Annotated in this window: 26 protein-coding genes; 16 read left to right on the top strand and 10 right to left on the bottom strand. The window is 72.8% G+C overall.

Translation table 11 applies throughout. The features are described 5' to 3' along the window. Nucleotides 1-19: 19 nt before the first annotated feature. From BU204_RS04310 to BU204_RS04300, 3 genes are read left to right on the top strand one after another with little or no spacing between them, the layout of a single operon-like run. Nucleotides 20-1339, top strand: a complete 1320-nt coding sequence (locus BU204_RS04310) for a hypothetical protein (protein WP_075124223.1) — start codon at nucleotides 20-22, stop codon at nucleotides 1337-1339. Beyond that, a complete protein-coding gene (locus BU204_RS04305) occupies nucleotides 1336-2253 on the top strand; it encodes a hypothetical protein (protein ID WP_075124222.1) in 918 nt (305 codons plus the stop codon). Before BU204_RS04310 ends, BU204_RS04305 begins: the two co-directional genes overlap by 4 nt. Beyond that, the gene (locus tag BU204_RS04300) at nucleotides 2250-2561 is read left to right on the top strand and encodes a GlyGly-CTERM sorting domain-containing protein (protein WP_075124221.1); all 312 of its coding nucleotides are present in this window, start codon (nucleotides 2250-2252) and stop codon (nucleotides 2559-2561) included. Before BU204_RS04305 ends, BU204_RS04300 begins: the two co-directional genes overlap by 4 nt. A gap of 27 nt (nucleotides 2562-2588) precedes the next feature. Here BU204_RS04300 and BU204_RS04295 read toward each other — a convergent pair whose 3' ends face one another. Continuing rightward, entirely contained in the window at nucleotides 2589-3290 is a 702-nt protein-coding gene (locus BU204_RS04295; RefSeq protein ID WP_198942765.1) for an IclR family transcriptional regulator, read from the bottom strand. An 85-nt stretch (nucleotides 3291-3375) separates the two neighbouring features. Here BU204_RS04295 and leuC point away from each other — a divergent pair, with 85 nt between their 5' ends. The 3 genes from leuC (at nucleotide 3376) to BU204_RS04280 (ending at nucleotide 6251) form a co-directional block, all read left to right on the top strand. After that, entirely contained in the window at nucleotides 3376-4779 is a 1404-nt protein-coding gene (gene leuC / locus BU204_RS04290; RefSeq protein WP_408607983.1) for a 3-isopropylmalate dehydratase large subunit, read from the top strand. A gap of 14 nt (nucleotides 4780-4793) precedes the next feature. Next, nucleotides 4794-5396 carry a 3-isopropylmalate dehydratase small subunit gene (gene leuD / locus BU204_RS04285; RefSeq protein ID WP_075124218.1) on the top strand — a complete coding sequence of 201 codons (603 nt, stop codon included), beginning with the start codon at nucleotides 4794-4796 and terminating at the stop codon, nucleotides 5394-5396. A gap of 153 nt (nucleotides 5397-5549) precedes the next feature. After that, entirely contained in the window at nucleotides 5550-6251 is a 702-nt protein-coding gene (locus tag BU204_RS04280) for an HU family DNA-binding protein (RefSeq protein WP_075124217.1), read from the top strand. Between the two features lie 52 nt (nucleotides 6252-6303). On the opposite strand, the gene BU204_RS04275 is transcribed toward BU204_RS04280, so the two are convergent. The 3 genes from BU204_RS04275 to cofC are packed head-to-tail and all read right to left on the bottom strand — an operon-like array spanning nucleotide 6304 to nucleotide 10106. After that, nucleotides 6304-7224 carry an NUDIX hydrolase gene (locus BU204_RS04275; protein ID WP_233159269.1) on the bottom strand — a complete coding sequence of 307 codons (921 nt, stop codon included), beginning with the start codon at nucleotides 7222-7224 and terminating at the stop codon, nucleotides 6304-6306. 2 nt (nucleotides 7225-7226) lie between these two features. After that, complete coding sequence (locus BU204_RS04270; protein ID WP_408607982.1) at nucleotides 7227-9422, bottom strand: RNA degradosome polyphosphate kinase; 2196 nt, start codon at nucleotides 9420-9422, stop codon at nucleotides 7227-7229. Between the two features lie 18 nt (nucleotides 9423-9440). Then, nucleotides 9441-10106: a 2-phospho-L-lactate guanylyltransferase gene (cofC, locus tag BU204_RS04265; RefSeq protein ID WP_233159267.1), complete on the bottom strand. Its 666-nt coding sequence runs from the start codon at nucleotides 10104-10106 to the stop codon at nucleotides 9441-9443. 95 nt (nucleotides 10107-10201) lie between these two features. Here cofC and BU204_RS04260 point away from each other — a divergent pair, with 95 nt between their 5' ends. Together BU204_RS04260 and BU204_RS04255 are read left to right on the top strand one after the other, a co-directional pair. Further along, nucleotides 10202-10918 carry a lysophospholipid acyltransferase family protein gene (locus tag BU204_RS04260; RefSeq protein WP_233159258.1) on the top strand — a complete coding sequence of 239 codons (717 nt, stop codon included), beginning with the start codon at nucleotides 10202-10204 and terminating at the stop codon, nucleotides 10916-10918. Between the two features lies 1 nt (nucleotide 10919). Next, nucleotides 10920-11921 carry an NAD(P)H-dependent glycerol-3-phosphate dehydrogenase gene (locus BU204_RS04255; RefSeq protein ID WP_075124216.1) on the top strand — a complete coding sequence of 334 codons (1002 nt, stop codon included), beginning with the start codon at nucleotides 10920-10922 and terminating at the stop codon, nucleotides 11919-11921. 6 nt (nucleotides 11922-11927) lie between these two features. Here the strand turns inward: BU204_RS04255 and BU204_RS04250 are convergent, their stop codons facing one another. Together BU204_RS04250 and sigK are read right to left on the bottom strand one after the other, a co-directional pair. After that, complete coding sequence (locus tag BU204_RS04250) at nucleotides 11928-12647, bottom strand: anti-sigma factor (protein ID WP_075124215.1); 720 nt, start codon at nucleotides 12645-12647, stop codon at nucleotides 11928-11930. Further along, nucleotides 12644-13243: an ECF RNA polymerase sigma factor SigK gene (gene sigK, locus BU204_RS04245; protein WP_075124214.1), complete on the bottom strand. Its 600-nt coding sequence runs from the start codon at nucleotides 13241-13243 to the stop codon at nucleotides 12644-12646. The genes BU204_RS04250 and sigK overlap by 4 nt, the downstream gene beginning before the upstream one ends. A 230-nt stretch (nucleotides 13244-13473) precedes the next feature. On the opposite strand from sigK, the gene BU204_RS04240 reads away from it, so the two are divergent. Then, nucleotides 13474-13932, top strand: coding sequence for a cysteine dioxygenase (locus tag BU204_RS04240; RefSeq protein WP_075124213.1), 459 nt, complete (start codon nucleotides 13474-13476; stop codon nucleotides 13930-13932). A 6-nt stretch (nucleotides 13933-13938) separates the two neighbouring features. On the opposite strand, the gene BU204_RS04235 is transcribed toward BU204_RS04240, so the two are convergent. Continuing rightward, nucleotides 13939-14610 carry a pyridoxamine 5'-phosphate oxidase family protein gene (locus tag BU204_RS04235; protein WP_075124212.1) on the bottom strand — a complete coding sequence of 224 codons (672 nt, stop codon included), beginning with the start codon at nucleotides 14608-14610 and terminating at the stop codon, nucleotides 13939-13941. A 70-nt stretch (nucleotides 14611-14680) separates the two neighbouring features. Between BU204_RS04235 and pdxR the strand changes: the two genes are divergently transcribed. Continuing rightward, nucleotides 14681-16081: a MocR-like pyridoxine biosynthesis transcription factor PdxR gene (gene pdxR, locus BU204_RS04230; RefSeq protein WP_075124211.1), complete on the top strand. Its 1401-nt coding sequence runs from the start codon at nucleotides 14681-14683 to the stop codon at nucleotides 16079-16081. 11 nt (nucleotides 16082-16092) lie between these two features. Continuing rightward, nucleotides 16093-17190, top strand: coding sequence for a D-alanine--D-alanine ligase family protein (locus BU204_RS04225; RefSeq protein WP_075124210.1), 1098 nt, complete (start codon nucleotides 16093-16095; stop codon nucleotides 17188-17190). Nucleotides 17191-17195: 5 nt separating this feature from the next. On the opposite strand, the gene BU204_RS04220 is transcribed toward BU204_RS04225, so the two are convergent. Beyond that, nucleotides 17196-17780 (bottom strand): DUF3515 domain-containing protein, encoded by a 585-nt coding sequence (locus BU204_RS04220; protein WP_075124209.1) that lies wholly within the window; start codon nucleotides 17778-17780, stop codon nucleotides 17196-17198. Nucleotides 17781-17799: 19 nt separating this feature from the next. Then, nucleotides 17800-18033, bottom strand: coding sequence for an Lrp/AsnC ligand binding domain-containing protein (locus BU204_RS04215; protein ID WP_075124208.1), 234 nt, complete (start codon nucleotides 18031-18033; stop codon nucleotides 17800-17802). Nucleotides 18034-18137: 104 nt separating this feature from the next. On the opposite strand from BU204_RS04215, the gene BU204_RS04210 reads away from it, so the two are divergent. The 4 genes from BU204_RS04210 to BU204_RS04195 are packed head-to-tail and all read left to right on the top strand — an operon-like array spanning nucleotide 18138 to nucleotide 20861. Further along, nucleotides 18138-19100 (top strand): thiamine-phosphate kinase, encoded by a 963-nt coding sequence (locus tag BU204_RS04210; protein ID WP_143229304.1) that lies wholly within the window; start codon nucleotides 18138-18140, stop codon nucleotides 19098-19100. A gap of 46 nt (nucleotides 19101-19146) precedes the next feature. Next, on the top strand, nucleotides 19147-19629 hold the full coding sequence (locus tag BU204_RS04205; protein WP_075124206.1) for a GNAT family N-acetyltransferase: 483 nt from the start codon (nucleotides 19147-19149) through the stop codon (nucleotides 19627-19629). A 9-nt stretch (nucleotides 19630-19638) separates the two neighbouring features. Then, nucleotides 19639-20160: a gamma carbonic anhydrase family protein gene (locus tag BU204_RS04200; RefSeq protein ID WP_075124205.1), complete on the top strand. Its 522-nt coding sequence runs from the start codon at nucleotides 19639-19641 to the stop codon at nucleotides 20158-20160. Between the two features lie 23 nt (nucleotides 20161-20183). Continuing rightward, nucleotides 20184-20861, top strand: a complete 678-nt coding sequence (locus BU204_RS04195) for a uracil-DNA glycosylase (protein WP_075124204.1) — start codon at nucleotides 20184-20186, stop codon at nucleotides 20859-20861. 87 nt (nucleotides 20862-20948) lie between these two features. Here the strand turns inward: BU204_RS04195 and rpmB are convergent, their stop codons facing one another. After that, nucleotides 20949-21140 (bottom strand): 50S ribosomal protein L28, encoded by a 192-nt coding sequence (gene rpmB / locus BU204_RS04190; RefSeq protein ID WP_075124203.1) that lies wholly within the window; start codon nucleotides 21138-21140, stop codon nucleotides 20949-20951. A 170-nt stretch (nucleotides 21141-21310) separates the two neighbouring features. Between rpmB and BU204_RS04185 the strand changes: the two genes are divergently transcribed. Further along, on the top strand, nucleotides 21311-21668 hold a 358-nt coding region (locus tag BU204_RS04185), incomplete at its 3' end, for a DAK2 domain-containing protein (RefSeq protein ID WP_143229303.1).

The raw sequence follows: 21668 nt of genomic DNA, 5'->3' as shown, positions 1-21668 counted from the left end.
TGCATCTACCGTGCCCATTGTGCGCAAGAGAAGGGGCCTGGGGGTCGCCGTCCTGCTGCTGTGGGTGGGGTGGCTGGCCGTCTCGTTCGTCTACCGGCCGGGCGAGGACAGGACGGTCGAACCGGACCAGGTCCCCGCGGTGGAGGTCGAGGAGCCGAACGGATCGTTGAGCTGGACGGTGGCCGAGGCGGAGGCGGCGCTGGCCAGGAGCCCGGTCGCGCGGCTGCCCGGTTCACCCGCGGTGGTCGACGAGGCGCGGGTTCGGGCGGCACTCGCCGGTACCGGTCGCAAGGTACTGCTGCTGCCCTACTCCGGTGTGGACACGCGGAACCAGCACGACGCGCGGGTGCGCGAGGTGCGTGCCGCGGTCGGCCGCAACACACTGGTGGTGGCCAGTGGGCTCAACGTGTCCGCGCCGGTTGGCTCGGTCGTCCCGAGCTCGATGGACGAGGCGCGACAGGTGTTGGCCACCGGCGACCTCACCACGTTCCTGCTGACCGCGATCAAGGAACGCTCGCACGACCTGGAGAGCCTGCCGCCGACCGCGCCCGCCGACCCGGCGGAGGTCGACGCGGTAACCAGGGACCTCGCCGCGAACCGCGTCCACACCGCCCCCGGCATCGAACCGGTGACCGACACCGACAGGTGGGACGACATCGTTCCCGGTGCCGTCGTGCGGATCGCGGTGCTCCCGCCCGCGGCGCCCGAGACGCCGAGAACGGACCTGACGGCGGCGCTCGGCGAGCGCTTCCCCGGCGATCTGGTGGTCGTGGTGCGCGGGCTGTGGGTGGAGTTCTCCGCCCCGGACCCGGAACTGTCGCGCATCACGCTCAGCGGGTACTACGGCGCGCACTTCGGCCAGCTCGCCAAGTGGGGGCCGCGCCAGGTGAACCTCGGGCTCGCGCTCGCCCGGGAGTACGCGACCCTGCTCGCCAACCGGGCGGCCGTGCTCGCGCCGCGGCGGGCCGCCGACCCGGTGCCGTTCGTGTTGACCGGGCTGCCCTGGGTCTTCGCCGGCACGGTCGCCGTGGTGGGTGGGTCGGTCCTTGCGGTACGCCGGCGGGCGGCCCGGCGCCGGCGGGGCGCCGAGGAGGCCCGGCGGGTGGAGCGGGAGCGGCTGTCCGCGGCGTTGGCCGGCATCGCGGCGGGGATCACCGATCTCGACGGCCTGGCACGGGACGGTCGCGCCGGGAGGCTCGTCGACCACGCGAGCGAGCGGTACGGCGTGGCACGTGAGCTGCTCGCCCGGGACGGCGACGTGCCGACCGCACGCGCTGCCGTCGACGAGGCGCGGACGGCACTCGAGTCGGCCGCCCAGGCACTGGAGGTGGCCCGGTGAGCCCCCGGCGTCGGCCGCCCGTCGCTGCGCGCACCTCCCCGCGCCGGCGGCGGTGGCGACTGCCGGTCGCGCTGCTCGCGCTCGGGCTGCTCGGGGCGTTCCTGTGGCCGAGCCTTACGCTGCTGTTCTCGCCGGTGCGGCCGGTGGTGGCGGCCCTGGACCAGGACGTCGTCTACGTCGAGCCGGGAGCGGGTGCGGTGGACGTCGAGGGGGTCCGCCGGGAGATCGACGAGCGACCGCTGGTGATGGTGGTGCTGCGGGCCGACTCGCCGCTGGCCGAGGACCCCGGGGAGACCTGTACCGGGGTGAGCGACCGGATCGAGGGCGTGCTGGTCGCCGTCGTCGCCGGCGCCGAGTTCGAGTACGGCTGCGAGAACGACATCCCGTTGAACGTGGACGAGTTCGGCTGGGACTACGCGCAGTGGTCGACCTACGGCCAGGCGACCGGCTTCCTCGACGGGGACGTCGTGGCCCAGGCCGCCCAGCTGGCCGCGCGCTACGACGCCGAGGTCGTGCGCGGCAGGCTCGACCACGAGCCGAGGACGCTGGCCGCCCCGGTCTCCCGGTACGTGCTCGCCGCCAGCCTGGTCGTGCTCGTGGTCGGCGGCGTCCTGTTCGTCTACAAGGGACTTGACCGGGTGGTCCAGGGCGTCGCCCGCCGGCGGGCCGAACGCGGGCGCTGGCGGGCCCGTCGCGACGAGCTGGACGCCGCGCTGGGCGAGGTCGCCCTGATCATGCTGGACCTCGCGCCGGGCGGAAGCCGGGCGCGGGCGGCGAAACTGGCGAAACTCTCCGAGGACTACCTGCTCGCGCTCGCCGACTGGACCCAGGCCCGGCCGGGAACCGAGCTGGACGGGCTGGACACGCGCGTCGCGGCGCTGCGCCGGCGGGCACTGGCACTGGAGGACGCGTGACAGCGGCGTTGTGGATCGGCGGCTCGCTAGCCCTGCTGGCGCTTGCCCTGGCGCCCCTGCTGACCGCCCGGCGGCGGGCCGGCGAGGCGGCCCGGGTGGGGGAGGACCGCGCCCTGGCCCTGATCTCCCGCCTGGACCACGCGCTGGAGCGCACCGACCTCAGCCCGGTCCGCCGTGCCGAGGCGGAACGCTGCCGCCTGCTCGCCGGTTCCGCCCTCGCCGGCCCCGTCACCCCGGCCGCGGCCGCCCGCGCCCGCCGCTGGGCCGTCGCGGGCCTGAAGGCCGTCGGCGAACCGCCGAGTCCCTGACCCCAGCGGGGTCCGGAATGGAGTGAGTCAGAGCCGGGTCTGGAGGGCGTCGGCGGCGGCCAGGAGATCCGCCGCCCAGCGGGCGCCCGGACGGCGCCCCATGCGGTCGACGGGGCCGGAGACCGAGACGGCGGCCACGACGGCGCCGTTCGCGTCGCGGACGGGCGCGGAGACGCTCGCCACGCCGGGTTCGCGTTCGCCCACGCTCTGCGCCCAGCCGCGCCGGCGAACCTCGACCAGCGCGCGCTCGCCGTAGACGGCCTCGGCCAGCAGGGTCCGTTGCGTGGCCGGATCGGTCCACGCCGCAAGGACCTTCGCGCCGGAGCCGGCGGTCATCGGCAGGCGGGCGCCAACCGGAACGGTGTCGCGCAGGCCGGAAGGTGGCTCCGCGGTGGAGATGCAGACGCGGTGTGAGCCGTCCCGCCGGTACAGCTGCACGCTCTCGCCGGTCCGGTCGCGCAGCCGGGGGAGCACCGAGCCCGCCGCGTCCAGCAACGGGTCCACCGCGCCGCCGGCCAACTCGGAGAGCGCGGCCCCCGGCCGCCAACGGCCGTCCGGTCCCCGGCGCAGCAGGCGATGCACCTCCAGACCCACGGCGAGCCGGTGGGCGGTCGCCCGGGGAAGTCCCGTTCTGGTGCAGAGCTCCGCGAGGCCGCACGGCTCCTTCGCCACCGCTTCGAGCACCGCCATTGCCTTGTCCAGAACGCCGATGCCGCTATGCTGTCCCACGTCTCGATATTATGTTCCCGCTATCTGGGAAGTCCAGTTTTCCGCATCGTGGGAACGCATCCTGTGGAAGCCGATGGTGAAACCGATGGGAAAGACTCTCGCCGAGAAGGTGTGGGACCAGCACGTCGTTCGTCCGGGTAGCGGCGCCGAGCCGGATCTCCTCTACATCGATCTGCACCTCGTGCACGAGGTGACCAGCCCCCAGGCGTTCGACGGGCTCCGCCTGTCCAACCGCCGCGTCCGCCGCCCGGACCTCACCATCGCCACCGAGGACCACAACGTCCCCACGATCGGCATCGAGCTCCCCATCGCGGACCCGGTCTCCAAGACCCAGGTGGACACGCTGCGCAAGAACTGCGCCGAGTTCGGCATACGGCTGTATCCCATGGGCGACGTGGAGCAGGGCATCGTGCACGTCGTCGGCCCGCAGCTCGGCCTCACCCAGCCCGGGATGACCGTGGTGTGCGGCGACAGCCACACCTCGACCCACGGGGCGTTCGGGGCGCTGGCCTTCGGGATCGGCACCTCCGAGGTCGAGCACGTGCTCGCCACCCAGACCCTGCCGCTGCGCCCGTTCCGGACGATGGCGATCACTGTGGACGGCGAGCTCCGCCCGGGTGTCACGGCCAAGGACGTGATCCTCGCCGTGATCGCGAAGATCGGCACCAACGGCGGCCAGGGCCACGTCCTGGAGTACCGGGGTCGCGCCATCGAGCAGCTGTCGATGGAGGCCCGCATGACCATCTGCAACATGTCCATCGAGGCCGGCGCCCGGGCGGGCATGATCGCCCCGGACGACACCACGTTCGCGTACCTGAAGGGCCGTCCGCACGCCCCGACCGGTGCGGACTGGGACGACGCGGTGGCCGCGTGGCGGGAGCTGCGTACCGACGACGACGCCCGGTTCGACGCCGAGGTGCACATCGACGCGAGCACGCTGACCCCCTTCGTCACCTGGGGCACCAACCCCGGGCAGGGTTTGCCCCTGTCCGAACGAGTTCCCGACCCCGCCGACATCCCGGACGAGAACGAGCGGCACTCGGCGGAGAAGGCGCTCTCATACATGGACCTCACACCGGGAACGCCGCTGCGGGACATCCACGTCGACACGGTCTTCCTGGGCTCCTGCACCAACGGGAGGATCGAGGACCTGCGAGCCGCGGCGGAGGTGCTGCGCGGGCACCAGGTCGCCGACGGGGTCCGGATGCTCGTCGTGCCCGGCTCGATGCGGGTGCGCGAGGTCGCCGAGTCCGAGGGCCTGCACCAGGTCTTCCTCGAGGCCGGCGCCGAATGGCGGGCGGCCGGTTGCTCCATGTGCCTCGGGATGAACCCCGACCAGCTGCGACCGGGCGAGCGCAGCGCGTCCACATCGAACCGCAACTTCGAGGGCCGGCAGGGCAAGGGCGGCCGGACCCACCTGGTCTCGCCTTTGGTTGCGGCCGCAACGGCCGTCCGGGGCACGCTGTCCTCCCCCGAGGACCTGAGCTGAGAGGGGTACGACCCATGGAACCGTTCACCACCCACACCGGGGTCGGGGTGCCCCTGCGCAGGTCCAACGTGGACACGGACCAGATCATCCCCGCCGTGTACCTCAAGCGGGTGAGCCGCTCGGGCTTCGAGGACGGTCTGTTCTCGGCCTGGCGCTCCGACCCGCACTTCGTGCTGAACCTGGAGCCCTTCCGGGCAGGGAGCGTCCTGGTGGCGGGCCCCGACTTCGGTACCGGCTCCTCCCGCGAGCACGCCGTCTGGGCCTTGTCCAACTACGGGTTCCGGGTGGTGATCTCCGCGCGGTTCGCGGACATCTTCCGGGGCAACGCGGGCAAGCAGGGCCTGCTCGCCGCCCAGTGCGAGCAGGCCGACATCGAGCTGTTGTGGAAGCTCCTGGAGACCGAGCCGGGCACCGAGGTGACCGTGGACCTGCGGGACAAGACAGTGCGGGCCAAGGACTTCACCGCGCCGTTCCACATCGACGACTACACCCGCTGGCGGCTGCTGGAAGGGCTCGACGACATTGCCCTGACCCTTCGTCACGAGGACGCCATCGGCGCCTTCGAGGGGGGTCGCCAGAGGTGGAAGCCGACCACCACCTCTACACTTCGTTCCTAGGGCCGCCGAATGGCAGCCACGCAACGGAATCTGACCCCCTTAGCGGGGAAATTGGGCGAGTCGCGTGGAAATTGTGCGCAGATAGGCATACGGTGGCCAGAAGTCGGCCGGTTTGGCCGAGAACGCTAGTTGGTCAACACGGAGGACTGAAGGGTGAACAAGGCCCAACTCATCGAGGCGCTCTCGGATCGCCTTGGCGACAAGAAGGCTGCCGGCGCCGCGGTGGACGGTCTCGTCGACGTGATCGTCCGCACGGTCAACAAGGGCGAGAAGGTGAACATCACCGGCTTCGGTGTGTTCGAGAAGCGCGCCCGTGCCGCCCGTACCGCGCGCAACCCGCGCACCGGTGAGACGGTGAAGGTGAAGAAGACCAACGTGCCCGCCTTCCGGGCCGGCACGACCTTCAAGGACGTGGTGAGCGGCGCGAAGAAGCTGCCCAAGGTCGCCGCGACGCGCTCGGCCGCCAGCCGTGGCACGTCCTCGACCCGCGCCACCGCCTCGTCGACCACGCGCACCGCCGCCGCCCGTCCGGCGGCCTCGCGCTCGACCGGCACGGCCACCACCACGAGCCGCAGCACGCGGACCGCGGCGGCGAAGCCGGCGACCCGCCCCACGGCGGCGAAGAGCACGGCCGCGAAGTCGACCGCCACCAAGGCGACCACGACCAAGAAGGCCACGGCGGCCAAGGCGGCGACCCCGGCCAAGACGACCGCGGCGAAGTCGACGACCACCGCCAAGAAGGCCACCCCGGCCAAGGCCACGGCGAAGGCGGCGGCGAAGAGCACGGCGACCAAGGCCACCGCCAAGGCCCGTCCGGCTGCCAAGAAGGCCACCCCGGCGGCCCGCAAGAAGTGACGTAACAGAGCTCGACCCGTGAAGGCCATCCGCCGCTACCGGCGGATGGCCTTCACGGTTTGCGCACGTAGTCCGCGGCGACGAGCCGGGCCGACCGGCCCTCGCCGTCGGCTTCAACCACGAAGAACAGCGCCCAGACGCTCCCCTTCTTGCTCTCCAGACGACGCATCGGCATGGGCAGGCCATCGGCCACTCGGGACAGCAGGTCGGGGATGACGCCGCCCTGGCTGCACAGCACCGGGGTGCCTCCCCCGGCAGCGAGCTCCAGCAGTCGCCTCGTCGCGTTCTCCTCGCCGCCGCCCTGATAGCCCTTTTCGGACAGCAGCGGCTCCTCGACAACCGTTACGCCCGCGTCCTGGGCGGCAGGAGCGACGGTGTCCACGCACCGGACCAACGGAGCCGAGTACACCCGGTCGGCCCCGTAGAGGCGCGCCAGGACCCGGATCGGGCCCACCTGGCGGTTGCCGTTCTCCGACAGCGGCCGCTCCTCGTCCGGTCCCTCCCACTGGCTGCGGCTGCCCGCCTTGGCGTGGCGCACCAGGAGCAGGGTGGTGAGCTCGGCCGGTAACGCGGTGAACGACGACACGACCCGCCGGTCGTGCGCGTAGGACAGGGTCTTCCGCGCCTCGTCCGGACCGCACCAGCGCAGCTCGTCGACCTCGTCGCCGGCCTCGAAAACGCCCCCGGTGTGGCGTGCCGCGTAGTACTCGACGACCTTCGTCGCCCGCTGCGGCCGGGTGACCTGGTAGCGCACCTGGCCCAGATGCCGGCCCAGTACGACCGTGGAACCGGTCTCCTCGCCGACCTCCCGCACCGCGGCCACCCGGGAGGACTCCCCGCGCTCCAGCTTTCCCTTGGGCAGGCTCCAGTCGTCGTACCGCGGCCGGTGCACGAGCGCCACCTGGAGCGATCCGCTGTGCTCCGGGTCAGGCCGCCACACCACCGCGCCGGCGGCGTCGATCAGTCCCGGCACCGCTACCCCTGCGCGAGGTGTTCGAGGAGCTGTGCCTGGTGGTCCTGCACCGAGGAACCGTCCGCCGGGAACGGGATCCAGTCCCCGCTCGGCTCGAGCACCCAGCACCGGGTGGCCGGGTCGAGCGCGGAGGTGAACATCGCGTCGAGCTGGGCGGTGAGCCGCGGGTCGGTGATCGGCACCTGCACCTCCACCCGGCGGTCGAGGTTGCGGTGCATGAGGTCCGCGCTGCCGATCCAGTGCTCGTTCGCACCGACGAAGTGGAACACCCGCGAGTGCTCCAGGAACCGGCCCAGGATGGATCGGACCCGGATGTTGTCCGAAAGCCCCTCGATCCCCGGTTTCAGCGCGCAGATTCCGCGAACGACGACGTCGACGTCGACCCCGGCCTGGGAGGCGCGGTACAGCGCGTCGATGACCTGTTCGTCGACGAGCGAGTTTATTTTTATCCGCACGCCGGCCGGCCGGCCCGCCCGCAGGTGCTCGATCTCCCGCTCGATGAGCTCCACGATGCCGCGCCGGATCCCGTACGGGGCCACCATGAGGCTGCGGTATTCGTCCTGACGTGCGTAGCCGGTGAGCACGTTGAACAGGTCGGTGAGGTCGGCGCCGATGGACGGTTCGGCGGTGAGCAGGCCGACGTCCTCGTAGAGCCGCGCGGTCTTGGGGTTGTAGTTCCCGGTGCCGATATGGCAGTAGCGCCGGATGACCGAGCCTTCCTGGCGCACCACGAGCGCGGTCTTGCAGTGGGTCTTGAGACCGACCATGCCGTAGACGACGTGCACCCCGGCCTTCTCCAGCTTGCGCGCCCACTTGATGTTGGCCTGCTCGTCGAAGCGGGCCTTGATCTCGACCAGCGCGACGACCTGCTTGCCCGCCTCGGCCGCGTCGATGAGCGCGTCGACGATCGGCGAGTCGCCGGAGGTGCGGTAGAGGGTCTGCTTGATGGCGAGCACCTTCGAGTCCGCGGCCGCCTGCTCGATGAACCGCTGCACGCTCGTGGAGAACGAGTGGTACGGGTGGTGGACCAGGACGTCGCCCTCCTCGCGAAGGGTGGCGAACACGCTCTTGGGCGTCTCCCGCTCGCCGAAGGCGGGGTGGGTCGCCGGCACGAACGGGCTGTCCTTGAGCTCGGTGCGGTCCACCCCGTGCAGCTGCCACAGGCAGGACAGGTCCAGCAACCCCGGCACCACGACCACGTCGTGCGGGTCGACTTCCAGCTCGCGCAGCAGCAGCTCGAGCATGTGCTCGCTCATGTCGCCGGCGACCTCGAGGCGCACGGGCGGACCGAAACGCCGCTGGGCGAGCTCGCGCTCCAGCGCCTTCAACAGGTCCTCGTCCTGGTCCTCCTCGACCTCGAGGTCTGCGTTGCGGGTGACCCGGAACGCGTGCACCTCGGTGAGCTGCATGCCGGTGAACAGGGCCCCGAGGTGAGCGGCGATCAGCTCCTCCAGCGGCAGGAACGTCGCGTCCGGGTCGTCGCGGTGGTGGTCGATCGGAACCAGCCGGGAGACGTTGTCCGGCACCTTGACCCTGGCGAACCGCTCGCCCCCGCCGGCCGGGTCGCGCACGGTCACGGCGAGGTTCAGCGAGAGGCCGGAGATGTAGGGGAAGGGATGTGCGGGGTCGACCGCGAGCGGGGTCAGCACCGGGAAGATCTGCTCGCGGAAGTACCGGGTGAGCCGGACGTGCTGCTCCTCGGTCAGGTCGGCCCAGCGCGCGATCCGGATCCCGCGCTCGGCGAGCTCGGGGCGCACCCGCTTCTCCCACGCGTCCGCGTGCTGCCCGACGAGCTCCTGGTTGCGCTTGGAGATGAAGGCGAGCTGCTCGCGCGGGGTCAGGCCGTCGGCGCTGCGCACGCTGAGCCCGGTCTCCGCTCGGCGCTTCAGGCCGGCGACCCGGACCATGTAGAACTCGTCCAGGTTGGACGCGAAGATCGCGAGGAACTTGGCCCGCTCGAGGAGCGGCTGCGAGGCGTCCTCGGCGAGCGCCAGCACCCGGGCGTTGAAGTCCAACCAGGACAGTTCACGGTTGAGGTAGCGGTCGTCCGGGAGGTCGGTCTGGGCGATCCGCGGGGTGACCGCCGGCGGCGCGGACGGCACCGCGGCTCTCGGCTCCGGAGCTGTCGTGGCGGGCTCGGTGTCCGGGCCTTCGGCACTGGTCAGGGCCCCAGGTTGCTCGATGCTGTCGGTGCTCACACCGCCATTGTCCAGCAATTACGACCTGGTCGCGCATCCCTGGCCGAACGGAAGGGTGAACTCTGCCCCGGCGGTGTCGAACCCGGCCGTCCGCGGCCCGAGCCCGAGCGCCGCGGCCACCGCGAGGTCCTCTGCGGTGTCCACATCGCAGCGCAGCGTGGCGAGGCCGGCTCCGACCTGGACCGCCCCGCTCGCCTGGTGTGCGTCCGCCGAGCCGGGGCCGAACCGGGGGTCGAGCGGTCCGCCCGGCGTCGACAGCAGCAGGGTCGTTCCGGTGCCCGGGCGGTCGGCGCAGAACGCCCTGCCGAGTCCGGCCGCCGCGATGGCCGCCGCCAGGTCGCCGGGACGCAGTGCGGGCAGGTCGGCCTGCAGCGCGCCGACCACGCCGTCGGGGTCGTCGGCGCGCAGCAGGCCCGCGCCGTGGTCCAGCGCCGCGTTCAGCCCCGGGAGGCCGCGCTCGTCGACGCACTCCACGCCGGTGCCGGCGAGCGCCCCGGCGACGCGGTCGTCCTCGCACACGACCAGCACCCGGCGTACACCCCGGGCCGCCACCGCGGCGGTGACCGTGTCCAGCAGCAGCGCGAGGACCAGCTCGGCGTGCGGACCGTCCACCGCGCCGCGCAGCCGCGACTTCGCCCGGTCCAGCCGCTTGATCGGCACCACCAGGTCCACTTCGTGCTCCACGGCGCCCATCGTGGCGCAGGTGCGAACGCCCCCTCGCCACCGGGGCATACTCACCTCGACCCACTCACCCGTCCAGCGACGAGGAGGACCACCAGGTGCCGGCACGAATCGAGAAGAGCGGTTTCTGGGTGACCGTGACCGCGCTCATCTTCTACCCGCTCTCCTGGATGGGGAAGACCGTGCTGCACAACGGCGACCGGATCCGCCGCGAGGGCGGTGTCCTGCTGGTGATGAACCACATCTCGCATTTGGACCCGCCGGTCGACGCCGTGTTCGTGCACCGGCAGGGTCGGGTCCCGCGCTTCCTGGCCAAGGAGAGCCTGTTCCGGGTGCCACTGTTCAAGTACCTGATCGGCGGGGCCGGCAGCATCCCGGTGACCCGCCGGTCCAGCGGCGCGGCGGACAGCCTCCACGCGGCCGGTGCGGCCCTGCGCGAGGGCAAGCTCGTGGTGATCTACCCGGAGGGGACGATCACCAGGGACCCCGACGGCTGGCCGATGCGGGCCAGGACCGGCGTGGCGCGCCTGGCGCTGGAGACCGAGGCCCCGGTCATCCCCGCCGCCAGGTGGGGCACCAAGCAGATCTTCGACGGCTACACGAAGAAGTTCCGCCCGTTCCCGCGCAAGCGGGTGGACATCCGCGTGGGGGAGCCGGTCGACCTGTCCGCCTACCGCGGCCGCCCGGTGACCAACGAGCTGCTGCGCGAGGTGACCGACGTGCTGATGACCCGGGTACGCGACCTGCTGGTCGAGATCCGCCAGGAGCCGGCGCCAGCGGAGTTCTACGCCCCCCGCCGTGCGCCGGCCGACTGAGATGGGACCGTTCGCCGTCTTCGGTGCCGGATCGTGGGGCACCACGTTCGCGAAGGTGCTCGCCGACGCGGGCAGCGAGGTGACCCTGTGGTCGCGGCGCGCCTCGGTGGCGGAGTCGGTCGAACGCGACCGGACCAACCCGGACTACCTGCCCGGAGTGGTGCTGCCCGAGTCGCTGCGGGCGACGTCGGACCCGCGCGTGGCGCTGGACGGCGCCGAGGCCGTGGTGCTCGCGGTCCCGAGCCAGAGCCTGCGGCACAACCTGACCGCCTGGCGAGGGCTGATCGACCCGTCGGCGACGCTGGTCTCGCTCGCGAAGGGGGTGGAGCTGGGCACGCTGCGGCGCATGTCCGAGGTTGTCGTCGAGGTGCTCGGCGTGCCGGAGAACCAGGTCGCCGTGGTCTCCGGACCCAACCTGGCCAAGGAGATCGCCGACGAGCAGCCGACCGCCTCGGTGATCGCCTGCACCGAGCACGACCGCGCGGTCGCCCTCCAGGAGGCCTGTACGACCGGCTACTTCCGCCCCTACACGATCACCGACGTGGTGGGCTGCGAGCTGGGTGGCGCGTGCAAGAACGTGATCGCCCTGTCCTGCGGCATGGCCGGCGGCCTCGGCTACGGCGACAACACGGTCGCCACACTGATCACCCGCGGCCTGGCCGAGACCGCCCGCCTCGGGGTCGCGCTCGGCGCGGACCCGATGACCTTCGCCGGCCTGGCCGGCCTGGGTGACCTCGTCGCGACGTGCTCGTCCCCGCTGTCGCGCAACCGCACCTTCGGCGAGCGGCTCGGCCGGGGGGAGACCGTGCAGCAGGCGCAGGCCGCCGCGCAGGGCCAGGTCGCGGAGGGCGTGAAGTCGTGCTCGGCCATCCGCGAGCTGGCCCGGCGTCACGGCGTGGAGATGCCGATCACCGAGGTCGTGCACCGGGTCTGCCACGACGGCTTCGACCCCCGGGAGATGGCCGCGGACCTCATCGGCCGCAAGACCAAGCCGGAGCGGTGAGGCCGGTCAGGCCAGGTCGAACTCCATGATGGGCGCCGTGCTGGGTTCGGCCGAGCCGCCGTCCGGCTCGATCGTGATCCCCACCATCCTCGCCCCGCCGAGGTCGTCGACCTCCAGCACGGCGTCGCCGCCCTCGGGCAGCAGGCCGGCCGGGTGGGCGGCCTGGTCGTCGATCGTCCACGCCTGGTAGTCGTGGCCGGCCGGCGGCGCGGGCAGGTTGTCGGCCAGCAGCAGGGCGCGGTCGACGGAACGGGAGGACAGCACGGTCATCTGACCGCCCTCCTCGTCACCCTGGTTGGAGATCCGCGCGTCATCGGCACTGAGGATCGTGGCGATCGCCGCGGCCCTCGCCTCGGCGTCGTCCACCGAGCCACGGGCCTGGACCAGCAGCACGCCGAGCACCGACGCGACGACCAGCAGCACCGCGGCCGCGGCACCGGTGACCCTGGTGGCCCAGGCGGTGTTTCGGCGGCGCAGCGGAACGACCGCGGCCTGCGGGGGATCCTGGCGGACCTGGCCGACGCGCTCCAGTACCGCGGCCCTCAGCTCGGGAGGGGGGACGACGGCCGCGGCGCGGCCCAGCCGGGTCGCGGTCTCCCGAAGCTCACGTACCTCCTGTGCGCAGGCCTCGCACTCCCGCAGGTGGCGCTCGAACTCCGCGCGCTCGGCGTCGGACACGGCGTCGAGGACGTAGGCGCCGGTCAGCGCGTGCACGTCGGCGTTCATGACGCCACCCCCAGGCAGTCGCGCAGCCGGATCAGGCCGTCGCGCAACCGCGTCTTGATGGTGCCGAGCGGGGTGTCGAGCAGCTCACCGACCTCCCGGTAGCTCCGCCCGCCGTAGTACGCGAGCACGACCGACTCGCGCTGGAGCTCGGTGAGGGTGCCGAGGCAACGCCGGACCTGCTCCTGTTCCAGCCGGGTCGCGACCTGCTCGGACACCTCGTCGAACGGCCGGGACAGCTGGCGGCGACCGACGTTCTCCTCCCGGTCGGCGGCGGCCTGCGCCGAGCGCACCCGGTCCACCGCCCGCCGGTGCGCGACGGTCATCGCCCACGTCATCGCGCTGCCGCGCTCGGGGGAGTAGCGCGCGGCGGAGCGCCACAGCTCGACCATGACCTCCTGGGCGACCTCCTCCGACTGCGCGGGATCGCGAACGACCCGCCGGATGACCCCGAACAGCGGGCCGATCAGCAGGTCGTAGAGCTCGACGAAGGCGGCCTCGTCACCCCTGGCCACCCGTTGCAGCAGCTCCGCGCCGTCAGGCTCCGGTTCCTGCGCCTCCCGCCCGGCGTCCCGCGGCCGTCGCACCCGATCACCCATGTCCCACCCTGTTCTCCTCGCCCGCGGCCCGTCACCTTGTTGTTCGGAGAGCTCCCGGCCGAGGATTGGCCGCGTCGGCCTCCCACATTCTGAACCGCCTTGACCCGGCGGAACGCGGATGGTGTCCTGGTGGCGTGTCCGCGAGCGTGCGCTTCTGCCGAGTCGCCAGCGCGCTGTGTCCTTCCTGGTGATCGAGCCGCACCCCAGTAGGTTCTCCCGAGAAGGTTCCCATGTTCGCCGTGCCAGAGAACACCGTCGCGGGCGCCGACACGCCGCCCACCGTGCACCCCGCCCTGATCGCCCGGCAGTACGCCGAGGACCGGTCCCGCTGGGCGCACCTGCTCCGCTACGACCCGGACGAGCGTTACGCCGTACTGGTGCACCACACCGCCGACCAGGAGGTGTGGCTGATGAGCTGGCTGCCGGGCCAGCGCACCGACCCGCACGACCACGGCCCGGCCACCGGAGCCTTCACCGTGGTCTCCGGTGAGCTGACCGAGCACGTGCTGCGCGACGGCAGGACCCACACCCTGGTCGCCGGCCAGTCCCGGGTGTTCGCCCCCGGCTACGGGCACGAGGTTCGCAACGAGGGACGCGACCCCGCGGTGAGCCTGCACGTCTACCGGGGTGTGCGGACCATGAACTCCTACCCGCGGACGGATCCCGCCCACCTGCGCCGGGCCTCCTGAGCCGCCTCAGCCACGCCCAGGGCCCACCGGGTCCGGTCTGGTCTCGACGTGGCTCGGCACCGCGGTCCCGGGCCGCAGCTCGGGACACGGGACGGGGGAACCCCAGGACCGGTGCAGCGGCAGCACCCCGGCCCACGTCGGGCGGGTCAGGTCCGCCGGTTCCTCCCCGGGCGGGCCGGTGCGGATCTTGACCGCTGCCTCGGTGAGGTCGAGGGCCAGGACCGCGGTCGCGGCCAGCTCCCGCCTGCTCGGCTCGCGGGCGTATCCCCAGGTGCCGGGGGCGAGGTGGTCGGTGATCACCCGCAGGGCCGCGAGCTTCTCGTCCCGGTCGGTGAGCGTCGCCCCGCGACCGTGCAGGACCGCCGAGCGGTAGTTGACCGAGCAGTGGAAGACCGCGCGGCTGTACACGATCCCGTCGAGCAGGGTCACCGTCACGCACACCTCCCCTCCGTCGGCCGCTCGCAGGCTCGCGGCGCCGGTGGAGCCGTGCACGTAGAGCGTGTCGCCGTCGCGTCCGTAACCGGTGGGGACGACCACGGGTGCCCCGTGCTCGGCGACGAACCCGAGATGGCAGATGAGGCCGGCGTCCAGGACGGCGTGCAGGGCGGCGCGGTCACTGGTCGAGCGCGTCTTCCCGCGGCGGACCGTACTGCGCTCGGTCGGGGAGAGTGGGTGCATGGCTCCAGCCTCGCCACCCGAGTGGCATGCTTGAATAGCCACGACTACTCGATTTCGAAAGGCCACTTGGATGCCGGAGACGCCCGCCCTGCCGGTCACGCTCGACCGGACCGCGGCCACCCCGCTGGCCGTCCAGCTGGCCGAGCAGCTCCGGGCGGCCGCCGGCGAGGGCCGGTTGCGCAGCGGTGACCGGCTGCCCTCGACCCGCGCGCTCGCCGGTGAGCTCGGGGTGAGCCGGACGGTCACCGCGGCCGCCTACGAGCAGCTGCACGCCGAGGGGTGGATCGCCGGGCGGCACGGGTCCGGCACGTACGTGACCACCCAGCCGCCGGGCTCGCCGGGCACCGCGCCCGGTCCCGCCCGGCGCGGCGGGTCCGACGAGACCGCCGTGGACCTGACCCCGGGTTCGCCGTGGGCCGGCGGAATAGACCGGGCCGCGTGGCGCCGAGCCTGGCGGGCCGCCGCGCACATCGCCCCGATGGTCCGTCCCAACCGGGCAGGTCTGCCCGACTATCGCGCGACCGTTGCCGAACACCTCCTGCGCCACAGGGGTTTGCGCGTGGGAGGTATGTCCGCACAGGACAGTCAGGAGACCGTTCTCGCGACCTCCGGGACCAGTACGGCGGTCGCGGAGCTCGCGGCGGCCGTACTGCGCCCCGGTGACGTCGTCGCGGTCGAGGAACCCGGCTACCAGCGGGCCGTCGGCGCCCTGCGGGCAGCGGGTCTGCGGGTCGTGCCGGCGCCGGTGGACGCCGACGGTCTGGTGACCGCCACCGTGCCGGGGCAGGCGCGCGCGGTGTACTGCTCGCCCGCCCACCAGTACCCGCTCGGCGGCCGGATGGCCGCCGCCCGCCGGGTCGCGCTCGTGGAGACCGCGCGACAGCGGGGATGGCTGGTGATCGAGGACGACTACGACGGCGAGCTTCGCTACGACGTGGCCCCGCTGCCCCTGCTGGCCGCGCTGGCGCCGGACGTCGTGGTGCACCTCGGAACCACGAGCAAGATCCTCACCCCGACGCTCGGCGTCGGCTGGATGGTGGCACCGCCGCCAGTGGTGTCCGCGGTGCTGGCCCACCGCGACCGCACCGGCTCGGGACCCGCGCCGGCGGGGCAGTTGGTCGTCGTCGAGTTCGCCCGCAACGGCGACCTCGGCCGGCACCTGCGCAGGCTGCGCCGCGAGCTGTCCGAGCGCCGGTCGCTGGTCGTGGACGCGCTGGTGCGCGGCGGGGTGCACGTCCTGGGCGACGAGGCAGGGGCACACGTGGTGGTACCGCTGCCTTCCGCCGAGGCGGAGCGTGAGCTGGTGCGACAGGCACTGGAGGTCGGTCTGCTGCTCGACGGTCTGGCCAGGCACCACGTGGGCCGGGCGCGGTGGTTCGGTATCGCGCTCGGCTACGCCGCGTGCTCGCGCGAACAGCTGCGCGACGCGTTGCCGGTGCTGGTGGAGCTGGTGCGGGGCGGCCGGGGGTAGGGTCGGGCGCCATGGCCAGCCAAGAGCGTATCCGCGTGGCAGTCGTGTTCGGTGGGCAGAGCAGCGAGCACGCGGTGTCCTGCGTGTCGGCGGCGAGCGTGCTCGCCAACCTGGACCCCGACCGCTTCGAGGTCGTGCCGGTGGGCATCACCCCCCAGGGCTCCTGGGTGTTGGGCCCCGCCGATCCGGCGGAGCTGCGGATCGAGGGGCGGACGATGCCGACGATCACGGCGGGGACAGCGCTCACGCTCCCGGCCGACCCGTCCTCGGCGAGCCTCGTCGTGCTCGAACGGGGCCGGGAGGGCGAGGTTCTGTCCAAGGTGGACGTCGTGTTCCCCGTGCTGCACGGGGCCTACGGCGAGGACGGGACGATCCAGGGGCTGCTCGAGATGGTCGGCCTGCCCTACGTCGGCGCGGGCGTGCTCGCGAGCTCCGTGGCCATGGACAAGGAGTTCACCAAGAAGCTGCTGATCGCGGAGGGACTTCCCGTCGGGCCGTACGAGGTCTTATCCCGCCACCGCCCCACGCTCTCGGACGCGCAGCGGGACCGGCTGGGGCTGCCGGTGTTCGTGAAGCCGGCGCGAGCGGGTTCCTCCACGGGGATCACCCGGGTCACCGACTGGTCGCAGCTCGACGACGCGGTGGCCGCGGCGCGTGAGATCGACCCCAAGGTGCTCGTGGAGGCGGCGATCGTGGGCCGTGAGGTCGAGTGCGGGGTGCTGGAGCTGCCCGACGGGCGGGTGGAGGCGTCGCTGCCCGCCGAGATCAGGATCACCTCGGACGGTCCCGAGTGGTACGACTTCGAAGCCAAGTACCTCGACGACGTCTGCGAGCTCGACATCCCGGCCAAACTCGACGACGAGGTCGTCGAGCGGCTGCGGGCGATGGCGGTCACGGCGTTCCGCGCACTGGACTGCCAGGGGTTGGCCCGGGTCGACTTCTTCGTCGGCGCGGACGGGGCGCTCACGATCAACGAGCTGAACACGATGCCCGGCTTCACCCCGACCTCGGCCTACCCGAAGATGTGGGCGGTCACCGGCATCGACTACCCGAGCCTGCTGTCCACCCTGGTCGACACGGCGATCGCACGGGGGACCGGCCTCCGGTAGGGCCCTCAGCCCGCCCGGACCGGTCGCACCGCCAGCGCCGCCCGGACCGCGGCGGAGACGTCCTGCAGTACTCCCGTTCCGCTGCCCTCGGGCACCGTGAGCGCGACGTAGACGGCGCGGTCCACCACGAACCAGGTCACCGCGCCGTCGCCGGGGACCATGAGCCAGCGCACCCCGGAGATCTCGCGCAGGTCCGAGATCGGCGTCAGGTCGGCCGGACGGGGCATACCGCAGCGCAGCACCACCGGCTCGCCCCCGCCCTCGCCCCAGGCCGCGGCGGCGGGCGGGGCCGGGTCGGCGAGCGGGAGGCGGCGCAGGGTCCGGTCACCGCTCGGCAGCTCCCGGGGCAGCCGTCCGACGAGCGCCGCGCACTCCGCGGAGGCCGCGGCCGGAGCGTCGACGGCGCTCAGCGCCAGCGGACCGGTGTCGGTCGCGCCGGACGTGGCGGCGGGTGTCGAGGTCGGAACGGCGGCGTCGGTGGCGGGATCCGACCTCGCGGTCAGACCGAGTACGGCGACGCCGACCACGAGCAGGGCGACCAGTGCGACGGAGACGCGGAGGGCGACCGGTGACAGCTGCTGTTCCGACACGCCCCCACTAGAGCACAGCTCAGAGATGGACCACCGGACAGGTCAGCGTCCGGGTGATGCCCTGGACCCCCTGGACGCGGGCGACGACCAGCTGCCCGAGCAGGTCCACGTTCTCCGCCTCGGCGCGCACGATCACGTCATACGGGCCCGTGACATCCTCGGCCGTGGTCACGCCGGCGATCTTCGCTATCTCCGCGGCGACCGCGGCGGCCTGACCGACTTCCGTTTGGATCAGGATGTATGCGTGGACCACGGCGCGCCCCTTCGTGTCAATCGGTCCTGTGGAGGGTAGGAACGTGAGCAGCAAAAGGTACCGCAGTTCTCGATCGTTTGGGGATCCGACTATCGGAGGTGGGCGTGCCGGGCAGCGATGAACGGCAGGAGACGGTGGCCGACATCGGCGAGTTCGGTCTGATCGGCCGCGTCACCGCCGGCCGCCGGCAACCTGCGACCACCCTGCTCGGCCCCGGCGACGACGCGGCCATCGTGGCCGCGAGCGACGGCCGGGTGGTCACCAGTACCGACGTGTTGGTCGAGGGCGTGCACTTCCGGATGGACTGGTCGACACCGGAACACGTTGGGCGCAAAGCGGTCGCGGTGAACATCGCCGACATCGCGGCGATGGGTGGGGTGCCCACCGGGCTGCTGGTCGGGCTCGCCTGTCCGAGGACCACCCCCACGGCCGTCGCCGAAGGGCTGGCGGCCGGCATGTGGGAGGAGGCCACCCGGGCCGGAGCCGGGCTCGTCGGTGGGGACGTCGTCGCCGCGGACCAGATCGTGATCTCGGTCACCGCGCTCGGTGACCTCCAGGGTCGGGCGCCGGTCACCCGGGGCGGTGCGATGCCCGGCGACGTGGTCGCGGTGAGCGGCCGGCTCGGCTGGTCGGCAGCGGGGCTCGCGGTGCTCGGCCGCGGTTTCCGCTCGCCGGTCACCGTGGTGAGCGCCTACCGCGCCCCGGAGCCCCCGTACGCCGCGGGCCCGCAGGCCGCCCTGGCCGGGGCCACCGCCATGATCGACGTCTCCGACGGGCTGCTCGCCGACCTCGCCCACGTCGCCGAGGCGTCCAGTGTGGCCATCGACGTGCGGACCTCCCTGGTGCCGGTGCCCCAGCGGCTGGTGGAGGTCGCCTCCGCGCTGGGCGCCGACGCGCTGCACTGGGTGCTGACCGGCGGCGAGGACCACGCCCTGGCGGCGACGTTCCCCGACCCGGCCGGCGTGCCGCAGGGTTGGGTCGCGGTCGGCACCGTGGGCCGGGGCGCCGGGGTGACCGTGGACGGTCGCCAGTACGAGAAGCCGCCGGGGTGGCAGCACTGGCGGTGACCGACACCCCATGGCGTCCGCGCCGGTGCCCATGCAGGATCGGGTTGTGCGGATCGATGCGTTGCCCTATGACCACCCGGACTCGCTCGCGCTGATCGAGGAGGTCCAGCAGGAGTACGTCGTGCGCTACGGCTCGCCGGACGACACTCCGGTGGAGCCGGCGCAGTTCGCGCCGCCGGAGGGCCTGTTCCTGGTCGCCTACCTCGACGACGGTTCGCCGGCCGCCTGCGGCGGATGGCGGGTGCACGGAGCCGACGCGGTCGAGCTGAAGCGGATGTACGTGAGCCCGCGGGCACGGGGACGAGGGCTGGCCCGCGCCGTGCTCGCCGAGCTCGAGCGGCGGGCGCTGGCCGCCGGGTACGGGCGCGTCGTGCTGGAGAGCGGGCTGCGCCAGCCGGAGGCCCTCGCGCTCTACGCCTCCGCCGGGTACACCGCCGTACCGAAGTTCGGGTACTACGCGGAGGCGCCGGAGAGCGTGCACCTCGGAAAGGTCCTCGACCACGAGCCCACCCCCGCGCACGCCGAGTAAGGAGGCCGCATGCCCGTCTACGCGCTGGACGAGCACGAGCCGAGCGTCCACCCGGACGCCTACGTCCATCCGGACGCGGTGCTGATCGGCAACGTCCACCTCGCGGCGCAGGCCTCGGTCTGGCCGGGTGCGGTGCTGCGCGGAGACTCCGGCGGCATCTGGGTCGGCGAGCGGACCAACGTCCAGGACGGCACGATCGTGCACTGCACCGAGTGGCATCCCACGCGGATCGGTCCCGACTCCGCGGTCGGCCACAACGCGCACATCGAGGGCGCGACGATCGGCACCGGGTGCCTCGTCGCGTCGGGTTCGGTGTTGCTGAACGGTTCGGTGCTCGAGGACGGCGCGGTTCTCGGCGCGGGCGCGGTGATGTCGTTCAACGGCCACCTGCCGGCCCGGCGGATGGCGCTCGGCGTGCCGGCCAGGGTGCGGGAGGGCTACGAGGTGCCCCCGGACATGGTCGCCGGCATCGTGGCGAACTACGTCGAGCGCATCGGGCGGTACCGGACGGGCCTGCGTCGGCTGTCCTGACCGACCCGCTAGGGTTTCCGCCCGTGACGGCACGACCCCTGTCCGAGATCGTTGAAGCAGGTTGGGCGGAGGCGCTCGCGCCGGTGGCCGACCGCATCGCCGCGATGGGCGAGTTCCTGCGCGCCGAGATCGCCGCGGGGCGCACGTACCTGCCCGCGGGTGAGCACGTGCTCCGCGCGTTCCAGCAGCCCTTCGCCGACGTGCGGGTGCTGATCGTCGGCCAGGACCCGTATCCGACGCCGGGTCATCCCATCGGTCTGTGCTTCTCCGTTGCGCCCGACGTTCGCCCGCTGCCCAAGAGCCTGGTGAACATCTACCAGGAGTACTGCGAGGACCTGGGGCACCCGCCGCCGTCCAACGGCGACCTGACCCGGTGGACCGAGAACGGCGTGCTCCTGCTCAACAGGGCGCTGACCGTCGAACCCGGACGCCCGAACTCCCACCAGGGCAAGGGGTGGGAGGAGGTCACCGAGCAGGCGATCCGCGCGTTGGCCGCCCGCGGCGGCCCGCTCGTGGCCATCCTCTGGGGCCGCAACGCGCGGAACCTGCGGCCGCTGCTCGGCGACGTCCCCTGCATCGAGTCGGCGCACCCGAGCCCGCTGTCGGCGAGGAGCGGGTTCTTCGGCTCGCGGCCGTTCAGCCGGGCCAACGCCCTGCTCGAGGAGCAGGGCGCGTCGCCTGTGGACTGGAAGCTGCCCTGAGACGGATGCCCGGGCCGCTGGCCCGGGCCACACAAAGAACCGGGCCCGGCGTTGCCGTGGCCCGGTTCGCTGTCTGTGCGCTCGGACTCAGCCGCGCGTGACCTTGCCCGCCTTCAGGCAGGAGGTGCACACGTTCAGACGCTTGCGCTGCGAGACACCGATCTTCGCGTGCACGGTCTGAATGTTCGGGTTCCACCGACGGCTGGTGCGCCGGTGCGAGTGCGAGACCGACTTGCCGAAGCCTGGCCCCTTGCCACAGACGTCGCAGACGGCAGCCACGTCAGGCACTCCTTTCTCGGGAAACCGACCGATGTGGTCAGCAAAGCGATCCCCACCCCGCGTTCTCGCCGGGCAGGCGAATCCAGGGTAACGGCTCCCGTCCGCGGGCTTCAAACCGGCCCACTAGTCTCCGCGTGAGGGACGCCGCTGGCCGGGCTGCGGGAGGGCTGATGTTGCAGGCGCTGGACGCCGCGCACGTGCGGCGCTGGGCGGTGGCCTGCGTGCAGTCGCTCGACGCCCACCGCGAGGGGATCGACCGGATCAACGTCTTCCCGGTGGCCGACGGCGACACCGGGGCCAACCTGCTGCACACGGCGCGAGCGGCCCTCGAGGCGTTGCTGCGCGCGCCGGCCAGGGCCCGTGCCGAGGCAGGGGCGGCGCTCACCGCGCTGGCCAGGGGCGCCCTGGCCGGGGCACGCGGGAACTCCGGCGTGATCGCCTCGCAGCTGCTGCGCGGCTTCGCCGACGCGCTGGCGGGGCGGGCCTCGATCGGCGGGCCCGAGCTGCGCGAGGCGCTCGGCGCGGCCG

Source organism: Actinophytocola xanthii, assembly GCF_001921205.1.
Classification (GTDB): domain Bacteria; phylum Actinomycetota; class Actinomycetes; order Mycobacteriales; family Pseudonocardiaceae; genus Actinophytocola; species Actinophytocola xanthii.
This window is presented reverse-complemented; position numbering and strand designations above follow the sequence as displayed.